The organism is Nocardia cyriacigeorgica, from assembly GCF_010858045.1.
Taxonomy (GTDB): domain Bacteria; phylum Actinomycetota; class Actinomycetes; order Mycobacteriales; family Mycobacteriaceae; genus Nocardia; species Nocardia cyriacigeorgica_E.
Genome location: NZ_JAAGVC010000007.1, coordinates 203,820 through 217,936 on the forward strand (window position 1 = coordinate 203,820; position 14,117 = coordinate 217,936).

Here is a 14,117-nt window from a genome sequence, read left to right on the forward strand (position 1 = left end):
GTGGCGGCGCCGATGCCGTCCGTTCCGTTGATCCGGCGCCGAGGAGAACAGGTGGAGCTCGATACCGTCCGTGAGGAAAAAGCGATACGGGACTTGGAGAATCGCCTGGTCGACAGCTTGCCAGAGGCCACGCCCGAGCAGGTCGGCAGTGCGGTGCAGAATGCGCACCAACGATTCGACGGACTACCGATCAGGGATTTCGTGCCCATTCTGGTGGAGCGGATCGTACGCCGCGAACTCGATCCCGAACCGGTCGTGGAAAAGGTCGTCACGCGAATCGAAACCGCGCCGGAGAAATCCGATAACGAAATTGTCGATTCGAATTCCGATTCTCGTCATCTGCCGGAAACCTTGCGTGCCGCGCTGTTCTCGCGTGGGCGGCTGGTGCCGGTCCTCGGTGTCGTCGGCGTGCTGGTCGTCGCGGCGGTGGCGGTCGCCGCGGTCCGCGATTCCGATCCTGCTCCGGCCACCGCGGCCGCCGCGCCGCTGACGGTGGTGGAAGGCGTGGTCGGTTCGGAGAAAATGGCGTTCTTCGACGACCCGCGGGTGGTGGACGCGCTCGCTCAGCACGGCATCGACGTGAATGTGCGGCCCGCCGGTTCCCGGCAGATCGCGACCTCGGTGGAACTCGATAATCTGGATTTCGCCTTTCCATCGAGCCTTCCTGCGGCGGAACGTATTCAGCGTGAAACGGGCGCGAGCCGCCAGTACACGCCGTTCTCGTCTCCGATGGTGATCGCGACCTTCCGGCCCATCGTCGACCTGCTCACCCGCGCGGGTGTGGTGAAGCCCGGCCCGGTGCCGACCTTCGACATGTCGGCCTACCTGGACATGGTCGCCCGCGGCGTGCAATGGGATCAGATCGAGGGCAACACCACCTACCCGGTGCGCAAGAACGTGCTGGTCTCCACCACTGATCCGCGCAGCTCCAACTCCGCCGCCATGTACCTGGCCGTCGCCAGTTATGTCGCCAACGGCGATGCGGTGGTGCGCGGCGGTGCGGCCGAAGCGCATGTGCTGCCGCTGCTTTCGCGGCTGTTCCTGGCCCAGGGCTACACCGAGAACTCCTCCGAGGGCCCGTTCGGCGAGTACCTCGCCGCGGGCATGGGGCCCGCGCCGATGGTGTGGGCGTATGAGGCGCAGTATGTGGCGGCCGCCGTCGACAAGCGGATCACGCCGGAGATGGTGCTGCTGTACCCGTCGCCGACGGTGCTGTCCCGGCACGCGCTGGTGCCGCTGAACGACGACGGCGACCGGGTCGGGCAGCTGCTGTCCACCGACCCGCAATTGCAGGCACTGGCCGCCGAACACGGTTTCCGCACCGGCGATACCGCGAAGTTCACCGCGGTGGCCGAGGCCAACGATGTGCCGGTCGCACGCGACCTCATCGACGTGGTCGACATTCCGGCCTACGAAACGCTCGAGAACCTGCTCAACGGTGTAGCGAACTCCTACAACTGATCGGCAGGTGTTTGTCTCGCCACGTTTCTCGCGGAACCCGGCGCGGTCAGCGCGCCGGGAACCGCACGATCCGGTCGTCGCCGGTGCGGATATCGCCGCGGCCGTCGGTGTTGGAGGTGGTGAGCCACAGCGCACCGTCGGGCGCGACCACCACGGTGCGCAGGCGGCCGTAACCGTCGCGGAAATGATCGGCCGGTGCGCCGGTTCCGGTGGCGGTCACCGGAACGGTCCACAGGCGCTCGCCCCGTAAGGCGGCCGCGTACAGCGTGTTCGCGGTGATGGCGATTCCGGACGGTGAGGCGTCGGTGGTGGACCAGGTCACCAGCGGATCGGTGAATCCGCGGCCCGCGCCGCCGGCGCCTTCGACCTCGGGCCAGCCGTAGTTGCGACCGGGTTCGATCAGGTTGATCTCGTCGACGTCGTTCTGGCCGAACTCGGCGGCGAACAACCGGCCTGTCGAATCCCATGCCAGGCCCTGCACATTGCGGTGGCCGAGCGAGTACACGGGGGAGCCGGGGCGCGGATTGCCGGGTGCCGGGGTGCCGTCCGGGGTGAGGCGCAGGATCTTCCCGTTGGGGCTGCCGGGATCCTGCGATGCGGCGCGCCTGCCCGCATCACCGGTGCCCACATACAGCATGCCGTCCGGCCCGAACGCGATCCGGCCGCCATTGTGGTTGCCCGCCTTGGCGATTCCATCGAACACGACCTGCGGCGCCTCCCCGAGCCGGAACCGGACGATGCGGTTGTCCGTCTCGGCGGTGAAATAGGCGTACACGTAACGATCCTCGGTGTATCGCGGCGACACCGCGATCCCGAGCAGCCCGCCCTCACCGCCCGCGACCACCCCCGGCACCTGATAGACCTGCTCGGCGGGCCGCCCCGGCACGACGCGCAGGATCCGTCCGGTGTCGCGCTCGGAGACCAGGGCGGCGCCGTCGGGCAGGAAATCCAGCCCCCACGGCGTCCGTATCCCGCGCACCACCTCTTCGCCCGCGGCCAGATCCGGAGCGCCCGCCGGTCGGCTGACGTCGGTCGTGGACGCGAGCGGCGGTGGTGGGGTGCCAGGCCGGTCGGCGTACTCGTTATCACCGCATGACGCCAGGCCGCACATCAGCAGCAGAGCCGCCGCCCCACGGGTCGCCGTGGTGCGGCACGACCGCACTGGCGGGATGAGTCCGGTCTGATGTACGCGCATGCTGACCTCCGGGTCGGTAGCGGTCCCTTTCGATCGTGCCCGTCGCCGCGCTCCCGGTCGACTACCGACGGGGTCGGCGATCGGTCACCGGTGAACACCCGGGCCGCCGAGCCGTCGTCCAGGTCCGGCCGGTGACTCGCCGATCCGGCGTCAGCTGTGCACGGCCTGCCGATCCTCGACGACCTCGCCCGCCGCGCCGACCCGGTCGACCCGCATCCCCGGCACCATCCAGAACAGCACGTACGTGCAGATCAGGCTCAGCGCACAGATCCCGACGGCGTAGACGCTGACCGCCAGCGACGAGGACCCGGCGGTCCACAGCGCGGTGGCGATCATCGGAGCCAGCCCGCCACCGAGGATCACCGACACCTGGACGATCAGCGAGGTGCCGGAGTAGCGGACACCGGGCGGGAACAGCTCGGCCACGATGATGCCGCCCACGCTGTGGCTGACCGGCAGCGCCAGGCCCATGCCGAGCAGCGCCACGTACGCCACCCCGGCATTGCCGGTGTTCAGCAGCGGGAAATACACCGCCGACCAGACCACCAGCGCCGCCGTCCCCGCGAGGAACACCCGCGCGGTGCCCACCCGGTCGGCCAGCGCACCCCACAGCGGCATGGTCAGACACCACAGCACCGAGGACACGATCACCCCGGACAGCAGGAAATCCCTGCTGAAACCGAGCGACTTCGTGCCATAGGTGAGCGTGAAGACCATGAAGATGTAGACCACCGCCGACGTCGCGATCGCCGCGCCGAGGATCAGCAGCAGCCGCACCGGACCCACCCGCAGCGCCTCGCGCAGCGGGAACGGCGCGATCTCCCCGCGCCGCACCAGAGCCGCGTACTGCGCCGATTCGGTGATGGTGAGCCGCACCGCGAGCCCGACCACCACCAGCGTCGCACTCAGCAGGAACGGAATCCGCCAGCCCCAGGACAGGAACGCATCCTCCGGCATCAGCGCGCTGGTACCGAGGAACACCGCGTTGGCCAGCACCAGCCCGGCCGGCGTCCCCATCTGCGGGAAGCTCGCGTAGCGATTGAGCCGCCCACCGGGAGCGTGCTCCATCGAGAACACCACCGCCCCCGCGCCCTCGCCGCCGAGGCCGACGCCCTGGATCAGCCGCAGCACCACCAGCAGCACCGGCGCCCAGAAGCCGATGCTGTCGTAGTTGGGCAGCACGCCGATCAGCGTCGAGCTCACACCCATCAGGATCAGCGAGACCACCAGCGTGGCGCGCCTGCCGATGCGGTCACCGAAGTGCCCGAACAGCAGCCCGCCGAGTGGACGCGCACCGAAACCGACCGCGAACGTGGTGAACGCGGCCAGGGTGCCGGCCGCCGGGCTCATCGACGGAAAGAACTGCTTGCCGAAGATGAGCGCCGACGCGGTGCCGTAGAGCATGAAGTCGTACCACTCGAGGGTGGTGCCCACAAGGGTCGCCGCGGCGACCTTGCGGTGAGTCGGCGCGACGGTCGAGCCGGAGGGTCTTGCGGTCACTACTATCCGTTCAGCCTGCGGCGCAGCCGCGTTCCATGAGGAGCCGGGCGGCACTCAGAGCTGGGTTCCCACCTGCTGGGCGATGAGCTCGAGGTGGTCCAGATCGGCGAGGTCGAGAATCTGCAGGTAGATCCGTTCGGCGCCGATCTCGGCGTAGCGGCCGATCTTGTCGGCCACCTCGGCGGGGGAGCCCGCCAGACCATTGGCCTTCAGTTCGTCGACCTCGCGGCCGATCGCGTCGGCCCGGCGCGCGACCTCGGCGTCGCTGCTGCCGACGCACGCTACCAGCGCGCTGGAATAGACCATGTCGTCGGCGGGGCGGCAGCGCTCGGCGACCGCGGCGCGCACCCGCTCGAATTGGGTGGCGGTCTCCTCGAGCGAGGAGAACGGCACATTGAACTCGGAGGCATAGCGGGCCGCCAGGCGCGGCGTCCGCCGCGCGCCCTTGCCGCCGATCAGCACCGGCACCCTGTCCTGCGCGGGTTTGGGCAGCGCGGGGGAATCGGTGAGCTGGTAGTGCGCGCCCTCGAAGCTGAAGGTGTCACCGAGCTTGGTTTCCCAGAGACCGGTGATGACGGCGAGCTGCTCCTCGAACCGGGCGAACTTGTCGTCGGGGAACGGAATGCCATACGCGGCATGCTCTTCGGCGAACCAGCCGGTACCGAGCCCGAACTCGACCCGGCCACCCGACATCTGGTCCACCTGTGCGACCTGAATGGCCAGCGGTCCGGGCAAACGGAACGTCGCGGCGGTGACCAGGGTGCCGAGGCGGATGCGCTCGGTCTCCCTGGCCAGCCCGGCGAGGGTGATCCAGGCGTCGGTCGGCCCGGGCAAACCGCTGGCATCACCCATCGCGAGATAGTGATCGGATCGGAAGAACGCCCCGTAGCCGAGATCTTCGGCGGCCTTGGCGACCCTCAGTAGCGTGTCGTAATCGGCGCCCTGTTGTGGCTCGGTGAAGATACGCAGTTCCATATCGTCATCGTGCCGCACCGGCGGGCGGCGGGCGCGGCCGGCACCGCGCCGGGTGCTCAGCCGCGGCGTTGACCGGCGGTCATCGTGGTGGGCCGGACCCGATCGGCCCAGCCGCAGGGCAGCGAACAGGTGGCCGTCACCCAGGTCTCTTCGTCGCCGTTGTCGAAAATGTGCTTGGTGGTGGCGGCACGTGCGGGATAGCCACAGGCGCCGCATTTGCCGAAGTAGTTGAGGATCTCCTCGGTGTGGGTGATCGCCACGCGGCGATCGGGTTTCGTCATCGCTTCTCCTTTGTCGATGGTCGGCACGTCCAGTGTGCCGAAAATGTGGCTGGCGTCACACCGGATTCGGTTGGGAGTTGTCATAGGGCTGGTCGGGCGGCTTTGGGGGAACGGCCAAGCGCGCGATCCGGGATCGGCCCAAAAGCCGTGGTGAACTTCGGGCAACAGGTTTCGGGGGCCCTCGCCGGCGGCTGCGGTGGCGCCGAAAGGTAGTGGTGGGAACCACAACCCCGCTGTATTGTGACTGACGTTACACAGTAGCTACCCGCCGACCCGAGTTGTTCGTTGCGGGCCGACGAGAAGATGTACGCAGTTGGTTACCGACGTCATCGATGTGGTCGCTGAATTGGCGGCAAGCCGGGCAGCCGTATGGGATCTGCTGCTCGACGCGCAAACCTATCCACGAGTGTTCGCGGGCATCGGCGCCGCCGAACGCCTGGACGTGCCCGACCGCAACCCGCTGTTGGAACTGCGAGTCGGCACCCCCGACACCGGCATTCGCATCCACCAGATCCGCGTGGCGATCGGCCGCTGGTACGAGAGCATGGAGCTGCACAGCCCGATGCAGGGCAGTTTCGCCTCGGTCCGGCTGAGCGGGGAGGGGGAGCGCACCCGCGTCTCGGTCACCTACTTCAGCCCTGGACGGATGCATCCGCAGCTGGCGAAGCTGTCCAACGGTGCGATCACCGCGTGGACCGAGGCCGGGCTGCGTCGCATCGAAGACATCGTGCGCGGCGCGCGCACCTCGGTGGTCGTCAACGGGGAGAACTCGCCGGTCCGGCGTCAGGTCGGCGTGCTGCGCCAGGTCATGACCACCGGAGTGGTGAACACCGGACGCCCGGACGTGGCCATGAAACAGCTTCGGTCGCTGAGCAAGTGGGGCTTCAACCTGGCCGGCGGCTACGCCGCGGGTGCGGTCCATTCGCCCGACCGCATCGCGGTGGCCGACGATCGCGGCAGCCGCACCTTCGCCGAGATGCACGCACGCACCAATGCCCTGGCCGGCGCCATGGGATCGCTCGGACTCACCTCCGGCGACGCCATCGGGCTGCTGTCGAACAACCACGCGGGCATGGTGGAAACCATGGTCGCCGCGGGCAAGCTCGGCGTCGATGTGGCCCTGCTCAATTCGGGACTGTCCGGGCGGCGCATCGAAGAGATCGTGCAGCGGCATCGGCTCTCGGCGCTGTTCGTCGACGGTGAACTCGAAGAACTGGTCCGCTACCTGCACACCGACGTCCCGCGCTACAACACCGACGGCAGGCCGCCGGTGCCCGATCGCACCACCATCGACGAACTGATCGCCATGGGGCAGTACGAGTTCCGTCGCCCGAGCCAACCGGGCAGGCTGATCGTGCTCACCTCCGGCACCAGCGGCCGCCCCAAGGGCGCGCGCCGCCCACATCCGAAAGGCTTCGGCACCATCGCCGCGTTGCTGTCGCGGATCCCGCTGGGTATGGACGAGGCCATGCTCATCCCCGCGCCGCTGTTCCACACCTGGGGTCTGGCCGGTCTGCAATTGAGCACCGCGCTGCGTTCCACGGTGGTGCTGCCGGAGAAGTTCGACGCCGAGGACTGTCTGCGCCGGATCGAACAACATCGCGTCGTCACCCTGATCGTGGTGCCGACGATGGTCAAACGCATCATGGATCTTCCGGTGCAGGTGCGCGCGCGATACGACACCTCGAGCCTGCGTCACGTGGTCAGCTGCGGTGCGCCACTGGCAGGGGCCACCGTGCTGCGATTCATGGATCTCTACGGCGACATCCTCTACAACGTCTACGGATCCACCGAGGTGAGCTGGGCGTCGGTGGCCACACCGGAGGATTTGCGCACCTCACCGACCACCGCGGGCAGGCCGCCGCTCGGTACCAAGGTGGCGGTGCTCGGCGAGGATCGCAAACCGGTGCCGATCGGTGCCGCCGGGCGCATCTTCGTCGGCAACCACATGCTCTTCGACGGCTACGTCAACGCCGCACCGCCCGATGAGGCCGACGGCATGCTCGACACCGGTGACCTCGGCTATTTCGATGTCTCCGGTCGGTTGTTCATCGCGGGCCGCGACGACGAGATGATCATCTCCGGCGGCGAGAACGTCTTCCCCCGTCCGGTGGAAGAGGCGCTGTCGCACCTGCCGCAGATCAGCGAGGTCGCCGTGGTCGGCGTCCCCGACGACGAATTCGGCCAGCGGCTCGCGGCCTTCGTGGTCAAACGCGAAGGCGCAGGCCTGGATCCGGACATGATCCGCACCTACATCCGGCACCGGCTCAGCCGATTCTCGGTGCCACGCGACGTCACCTTCCTGAGTGCGCTCCCGCGCGGTGAGACCGGCAAAATCCTCAAGCGCCTGCTGACCGATGCCGGTGGCCCCGGACGCCCGCCTGCGATCGGTGGGCTGGCGCTGCCGGGTTCGATGTAAGCGCGGTAGGTGCCCCTTCGAGCATGCGGCGCCATCGCGTAGGTTCTTCTACGCGAATGCCCGGCATGTTGGAAAGGCGCCAGTGATCGTCGTCTCGGTTCTCATGGGTCTGCTCGCGCTGACGGTGCTCGGTGCGCTGCACTGGTATCTGTGGCGGCGTCTGGTCCGCGATACCACCCGGCCGGGATCGGTGGGCTGGTGGCTCGGCACCGGCGTCATCGTCATCGGGGCGGTGTTGATGGTGGCGGCGCTGGTCGCGCAATTCGCCCGCGCCCCAATGAGTGTCGTGCGAATCGTGTCCTGGCCCGGCTTCCTGTGGGCCGCGCTGGTGATCTATCTGCTGATCGGTGTGCTGATCGGGGAACTGCTGCGGCCGCTGGTGATGCGCTGGTACGACGGGGTACGCGGCGACGGCGGGGAGCCGGCGGGCGCGGCCGGGCCGGCGCCCGCGGAATCCGCGGTCCCGCAGGCCGCCGTCGAGAGCGGAACGGATGCGGCTGATCCCCTCTCCCGGCGGTTGTTCGTCTCCCGCGTCCTCGGTGGCGCGGTGGTGGCCGCGGCGGTCGGCACCGTCGGGCTCGGCACCTACAACGTGCTCAGCGGACCGGCCGTGAAACGGATGACGGTCCTGCTGCCGAAACTGCCCGCCGACGCCGACGGATTCCGGATCACCCTGGTCAGCGATCTGCATGTGGGCCCTGCGCTCGGCCGCTCGTTCACCCGGCGGGTGGTCGAGGCCGTCAACGGCACCGACCCGGATCTGATCGCCGTCGCGGGTGACCTCGTCGACGGCAGGGTCGCCGACCTGCGCGCGACGGTCGCGCCGCTGGCCGAGCTGCGCTCGCGCCTCGGTACCTACTACGTCACCGGCAACCACGAGTACTACTCCGGCGCCGACGAATGGGTCGAGCATGTGCAGGAGCTGGGCATGCGGGTGCTGATGAACAGTCGCGTCGAGCTGCCGGGGTTCGACCTGGCCGGCGTCGACGACGTCGAAGGCGAGGCCGAGGGTCGCGGTCCCGATGTGGCGGCGGCGCTGGCGGGCCGGGATGCCACGCGCGCGTGCGTGCTGCTGGCCCACCAGCCGGTCGTCATCCACGACGCCGTCGACCACGGCGTCGACCTGCAACTATCCGGCCACACCCACGGTGGCCAGCTCTTTCCCGGCAACCTGATCGCCGATCTGGCCAATCCGACGCTGGCCGGTCTCGAACGGTACGGCGACACCCAGCTCTACGTCACCCGCGGCGCGGGCGCGTGGGGTCCGCCGGTGCGGGTGGCGGCGCCGTCGGACATCACCGTGCTCGAATTACGCACCGTGCGGGACCGGGTCAACCCGTCGCCTCGTTGAGCAGCGCGCCGATCCGCGCCAGGCGCGGCAACTGCTCTTCGCGGAACGACGGCGGGTGATGGACCTCGACGCTCAGCTGATCATCGAAGGTGCTGATGATGATGGTGCCGCCACCCGGCTGTGGTAATCGTCGCCCGGTGCGGTCGCGTTTGGCGATCATGGTGGAACGAAAATCGGTGATGCGCAGCCCGTCCGGGGTGGCCAGGGGTGGAATGCGGCCCCAGTTGGTGGCGATCACCGTGCCCTGTGGAGTCGGGGGCATCTCGGGGATCTGCAACGGCGTCTGCTGGATGAACCCCGAATCCAGTCCCGCGCGCAAGGCGGCGCCGATGCCACGGGCCAACCCCACCAGACCGGGTGCGGTGCCGGGGCCCGCCCGGTAGGAGGTGTAGCCGAGCACGTTGGTCGCCTCGGTGGCACCCACCGGGGGATTCAGCCGGCGCCGGAGATCGACCGAATACGCGTAATGTAGCTGCTCGACCGGCACGCCGCGGGTCGCGGCTTCGGTGAGCAGCAGCGCCGCCGACACCAGCCCGTGCACGGTGACCCCGGTGCGGTGGCCCAGGTCGACGAGCGCCGCGGTGGCGGTGCGGCTGAGCCGGCATCGGGTGGTGATCAGCGTGGGGTAGGGGTCGTCGGCCGCCGAGGTCGGGACCGACAGCGCGGGCGGACGCAGCAATGCGTCCGGTACGGCACGTTTGACGATCCCGCGCGCGGTCAGCAGGCCTTCCACCGACGCCGGATACGGCCGTTCCGGCAGCACCGGCGTGCGCCCGGCGGCCGCCTCCCGGTAACAGCGCCACAGCTCGGCGAAGATCGCCAGCGAATGCACGGCGTCGGCGATGCTGTGATGGGTCAGCAGCGTGACGCTCGCGTGCTCGCCGTCGCGCACCACGCACAATGCGCCCGCTGCCCGCCGCTGATCCGGATCCGCGCCGGTCAGCAACTGCTCGGGCACCCCGTCGGCCACCGTGAGCTCGGGAGCGTCGCCGTCCGGGGCGAGCAGGACGTGACCGAGCTCGTCGACCGGCGCCAGCCGCGCTCCGAGCATCGGATGCGCCCGCAGCACCGCCTCGAAGGCCACCGCGAGCGCACCCGGATCCAGCCGGCCGCGCACCCGCGCCGAATATCCGACGAAAACCTCCGCGAATGCGAAAATTTGCTCACTCGGCGCCAACGGACGCAAAACAGTGGCTGCGGTCATATCAACGCCTTCCCCGGTGACCTGCTGTGAGACTATCCCAAAACCCTGTGGTCGCCGGGAATTTCACGGCCGCGATACAGTCACATCGGGGTCGATCGACGGCTCGTGTATCGTTCGGTTAGGTAAACCTAACTCGTCGAGGGAGGCTGGATGGCCAGGAAGCGCACGACCTTGACCGTGGTCGGGACCGAGCAGATCGGCCCGCATTTCGTCCGGGTCCATCTCGGCGATCCCGGCTTCGATGATTTCACCCCGATCGAATTCACCGATGCCTACGTCAAACTGCTCTTCGACCGCCCCGACGGCGAAGTGGCGCGCACCTACACCGTGCGCTCGGTGGACCCGATCGCCCGCCGCATCGCGATCGATTTCGTGGTGCACGGCGACGAGGGCATCGCGGGCCCGTGGGCGGCGAATGTGACTGTGGGCGAACAGATCACGATGTTCGGTCCGAGTGGCGCGTATGCTCCGCGCGCCGATGCGGACTGGCACCTGCTCGCCGGTGACGAATCGGCGCTGCCCGCCATCTCGGCGGCCGTGGAGGCATTGCCCGACGGCGCGACCGCCAAGGTTTTCGTGGAGGTCGCCGACGCCGCCGACGAGATCGCCTTCGTTTCCAAGGCCCAGCTCGAGGTGCACTGGATCCACCGCGGTGGCGCGGCCCACGAGGTCGGTGAGGACCGGGCAGGCGATAACGCCCCGATCATCGCAGCGGTCCGTGACGCCGAGTGGCTGCCGGGCCGGGCCGGTGTGTTCATTCACGGCGAGGCGCAGGCGGTGATGCACAATCTGCGCCGCTACATCCGCAAGGAACGCGGGGTGCCCGCCGAGTTCGCCTCGATCTCCGGCTATTGGCGGCGCGGTCGCACCGAAGAGAGCTTCCGGGTCTGGAAGCGCGAACTCGCCGCCGCCGAAGCGGGGGACAACGCCTGATCAACCGGCGGGGCAGGCGCCTCCCGACGGCACCGGCAGGCAGATGCCCGCGGTGGCCGACAGCAGCAATCCCGCCCCGAGCGCGAGCGCGCCGAGGCTGATCGCCGCGAACACCAGCACCCACAGCAGCCCTGGCAGTCGGGTCAGGCGCGCGAGCTGGTCGGCGTCGGTGGTGAGCTCGGCCGACCGCCGCCCGGACCGGGTGCGCTGCAATTCGATGACGGGCCGGATGCCTGCGAGCAGCAGCAACCAGGTCGCGAGATAGGCGAACCCGGCCTGCAAGGTGTCCGAGCCGAACCAGGACACGCCGAAAACCAGTGCGCCGGTGAGGAATACCGACACGACGCCGTAGACGTTGCGCACCATGATCAGCATCGCGGCCAGCGCGGCGATCGCGATCCACAACATGAGCGTGATCCGATTCGCGCCGAGCAGGGCGGCGAAGCCGAGACCGAGCAATGCCGGAGCCGGATATCCCGCCAGCGCGGTGCAGATCATGCCGAGGCCGTAGGGCTTGCCGCTCGAGACGGTGAGCCCCGAGGTATCCGAGTGCAGGGTGATGCTGGTGAGCCTGCGTCCGGTCAGCAGCGCCACCAGCGCGTGCCCGCCCTCGTGGGCGATCGTCACCACGTTGCGCGTCAGCCGCCACAGCGGCCCGTATCCCACCAGGACCAGCGCCACCGCGGCGGCGCCGAGCACCAACCACGACGGCGGCGCCGCCTGCGTCGTCGTCAGTCGATCCGCGATCGAGCTGCCACGGTCGACCAATTCGGCTGTATCCACCGCCGCACCCTAATCGACGCGACCGGAGCCCGCAGCACGCCCGCGACCGGGCAGCGATGGTTGCCGCACTGTCGCCACCACGAAGCGAGATATGTGTGAATGGGACGTTTCACAATTCCGTGGCGCGTCGATTCGGCGGATTGCCGAAGTACGAGGGATGTGGCCGGATCGGCGGATAGACCGGGATACGTTCGACGGTGTCGATGGTGATTCGGTGGAGGGAATGCGATGAGCGAGGACGTCCCGTACGACACGGCGGCGCGGGACTCCCCGGTAGCGCGGCGCGCGGCAAGCGATTTCGGTACCGCGCTCGGACTCGGTCTCGATATGGCGTTGGTATTGCTCGACGACTCGGATCCATCGTCGCGGCGGGTGATGGCCAGGCTGGAACGGGCCGCCGCGCGCTGCGCCAGGGAGCAGGTGCCGCTGGAGGCGATCCAGCACGTGATCCACGACAGCGTCAAGACCGGGCTCGGTCTCGGCGATCCGGGCCGTCGGCGGCTCGGGTTCGGGATGGGCGGCAGCGATGAATGCCTCATCGTCGACCTGCTCGATACGTTGACCTCGGCCGTCTCGCGCGCCTACGTGGCGCAGCTGCGCTCGGCGCCCGGTTCTCTCTGAGCCGGGCGCATGCGGTGTTCGACGGATATCAGGACGAACGGTAGGTGCGCGCCACCAGGGCCGAACGCAGGTACCACAGACCGGAGGGCTGGGTCGGGTCGAAGCCGGTGAGCTGTGCGATCCGCTTGAGCCGGTAGTCGATGGTGTTGGTGTGGATGTGCATGACCCGTGCGGTGCGCTGGCGGTTCAGGTTGTTGGAGATGTGGCGCTGCAACGTCTCCAGCAGTTCCGGGTGGTCGTCGAGCGGGTCGAGCAGCGAGCCGAGATACTCCCGGCCCGGCCCGGGTCTGGTGAGCTGATACTCCAGCGCCATATCGTCGAAGCGGTACAGCCCGCGCACGCAGCGCAGCCGCTGCACCATGTCCAGCAGTTCGTGCGCCTGGTCGGCGGCACCGGGGATATTCGCGGTCGGCGATTCCACCACCGCGGCGGTGATCGGTACCTGGGCGGCGCGCGACAGCTGGGTGACGAGCTCGTCGAGTTCGTCATCGGCGAAGGTCGAGCTCGGGATCAGGATGGTGCCGCCGTCCACGCTCAACAGCGACAGCGCCCGTTCCCCGCAGCGCGTGGCCAGCTCCGCCTGCACGCGGCGCAGCTTGCGCCGGGCCACCACCTTGCCGTCCAGGGTCGGGTCCGCCTCGTCGGGGTGGGCCGGTATCGCCATGGCCAGCACTGTGTAGGACTCGGCGATCTCGATCCCGCATTCGCGCGCCATGGTCGAGGTGCTGTGCCCGCCCAGCAGCGCGGAGGTGAGCGTGTGCACCGCGGTGTGGTGCTCGCTGACGACCGCGCGCAATTCCCGCACATAGGCCAGCGAGATCGCCGAGGTCATCCGGTCCAGCATCTCCACCACCAGCTTGGCGCCGTCGACCAGGTTGGAGTAGTCGGTGACCGAGGCGTTCGACACCACCAGGTCGAACCCGAGCTTGAAACCCTCGTGGATGGCGTGGTGGATGGTGTCGATCGGGACGCCCTCACGCGCCCAGCCGGCCGCGGCGTTCTCCAGGCGCCGGGTCTTCTCCGGGATATCTCGTCCGTCGAGCATGCTCACGGCCAGTTCGAGACAGACCCGGGTGATCGTGGTGACGTCGCCGTAGATGGCGTCGCCCGGCAGGGTGCCACACGGCACCACGTTCTCCACGAAATGGCCGACCATCTGCCGCGATAGGCTGCGAACGTCCTGCAGGGGCGCCGACATCGGCTGCCCGGAAACCGTGAGTGCTGCTCGCATCGCGCTGTCGACGGCCATGGTGACTCCTTCTACCCCCCGATTGCGACTGTGCGGTAACACGCTAGCCAGCCCGTGACCGCAACCGGGGAGTTTTCCGAGTGGATTGGGCGGGCGCGGGTCTGTGAACGACATTGTTTGTGAGCGGTCACAGCTGAATTCTTCC

The 14,117-nt window shown here is 68.7% G+C and carries 12 protein-coding genes; 5 read left to right on the top strand and 7 right to left on the bottom strand.

Going from position 1 to position 14,117, the window contains the following annotated elements:
* The first annotated feature begins 51 nt into the window (after positions 1 to 51).
* A complete protein-coding gene (locus tag GV790_RS09990) occupies positions 52 to 1,461 on the top strand; it encodes a three-helix bundle dimerization domain-containing protein (protein WP_175585845.1) in 1,410 nt (469 codons plus the stop codon).
* A 46-nt stretch (positions 1,462 to 1,507) separates the two neighbouring features.
* Here the strand turns inward: GV790_RS09990 and GV790_RS09995 are convergent, their stop codons facing one another.
* From GV790_RS09995 to GV790_RS10010, 4 genes are all read right to left on the bottom strand, one after another.
* On the bottom strand, positions 1,508 to 2,572 hold the full coding sequence (locus tag GV790_RS09995; RefSeq protein ID WP_175585851.1) for a PQQ-dependent sugar dehydrogenase: 1,065 nt from the start codon (positions 2,570 to 2,572) through the stop codon (positions 1,508 to 1,510).
* Positions 2,573 to 2,806: 234 nt separating this feature from the next.
* Positions 2,807 to 4,156: an MFS transporter gene (locus tag GV790_RS10000; RefSeq protein ID WP_163812849.1), complete on the bottom strand. Its 1,350-nt coding sequence runs from the start codon at positions 4,154 to 4,156 to the stop codon at positions 2,807 to 2,809.
* A 54-nt stretch (positions 4,157 to 4,210) separates the two neighbouring features.
* Positions 4,211 to 5,131, bottom strand: a complete 921-nt coding sequence (locus GV790_RS10005) for an LLM class F420-dependent oxidoreductase (protein ID WP_163812851.1) — start codon at positions 5,129 to 5,131, stop codon at positions 4,211 to 4,213.
* Positions 5,132 to 5,187: 56 nt separating this feature from the next.
* Entirely contained in the window at positions 5,188 to 5,412 is a 225-nt protein-coding gene (locus GV790_RS10010; RefSeq protein WP_014350624.1) for a hypothetical protein, read from the bottom strand.
* 313 nt (positions 5,413 to 5,725) lie between these two features.
* Between GV790_RS10010 and GV790_RS10015 the strand changes: the two genes are divergently transcribed.
* Together GV790_RS10015 and GV790_RS10020 are read left to right on the top strand one after the other, a co-directional pair.
* Positions 5,726 to 7,831 carry an AMP-binding protein gene (locus tag GV790_RS10015; RefSeq protein WP_175585846.1) on the top strand — a complete coding sequence of 702 codons (2,106 nt, stop codon included), beginning with the start codon at positions 5,726 to 5,728 and terminating at the stop codon, positions 7,829 to 7,831.
* A gap of 82 nt (positions 7,832 to 7,913) precedes the next feature.
* Complete coding sequence (locus GV790_RS10020; protein ID WP_163812853.1) at positions 7,914 to 9,182, top strand: metallophosphoesterase; 1,269 nt, start codon at positions 7,914 to 7,916, stop codon at positions 9,180 to 9,182.
* Here GV790_RS10020 and GV790_RS10025 read toward each other — a convergent pair.
* On the bottom strand, positions 9,163 to 10,386 hold the full coding sequence (locus GV790_RS10025; RefSeq protein WP_163812855.1) for a phthiocerol/phthiodiolone dimycocerosyl transferase family protein: 1,224 nt from the start codon (positions 10,384 to 10,386) through the stop codon (positions 9,163 to 9,165). The two genes, GV790_RS10020 and GV790_RS10025, sit on opposite strands and share 20 nt — an antisense overlap.
* A gap of 150 nt (positions 10,387 to 10,536) precedes the next feature.
* Here GV790_RS10025 and GV790_RS10030 point away from each other — a divergent pair, with 150 nt between their 5' ends.
* On the top strand, positions 10,537 to 11,319 hold the full coding sequence (locus GV790_RS10030) for a siderophore-interacting protein (protein WP_163812858.1): 783 nt from the start codon (positions 10,537 to 10,539) through the stop codon (positions 11,317 to 11,319).
* Here the strand turns inward: GV790_RS10030 and GV790_RS10035 are convergent, their stop codons facing one another.
* Positions 11,320 to 12,102, bottom strand: a complete 783-nt coding sequence (locus GV790_RS10035) for a M50 family metallopeptidase (RefSeq protein ID WP_163812860.1) — start codon at positions 12,100 to 12,102, stop codon at positions 11,320 to 11,322.
* Positions 12,103 to 12,330: 228 nt separating this feature from the next.
* Here GV790_RS10035 and GV790_RS10040 point away from each other — a divergent pair, with 228 nt between their 5' ends.
* Positions 12,331 to 12,723, top strand: coding sequence for a hypothetical protein (locus tag GV790_RS10040; RefSeq protein WP_163812862.1), 393 nt, complete (start codon positions 12,331 to 12,333; stop codon positions 12,721 to 12,723).
* Between the two features lie 28 nt (positions 12,724 to 12,751).
* Here the strand turns inward: GV790_RS10040 and GV790_RS10045 are convergent, their stop codons facing one another.
* Positions 12,752 to 13,972 carry a PucR family transcriptional regulator gene (locus tag GV790_RS10045; RefSeq protein ID WP_163812863.1) on the bottom strand — a complete coding sequence of 407 codons (1,221 nt, stop codon included), beginning with the start codon at positions 13,970 to 13,972 and terminating at the stop codon, positions 12,752 to 12,754.
* Positions 13,973 to 14,117: the final 145 nt, after the last annotated feature.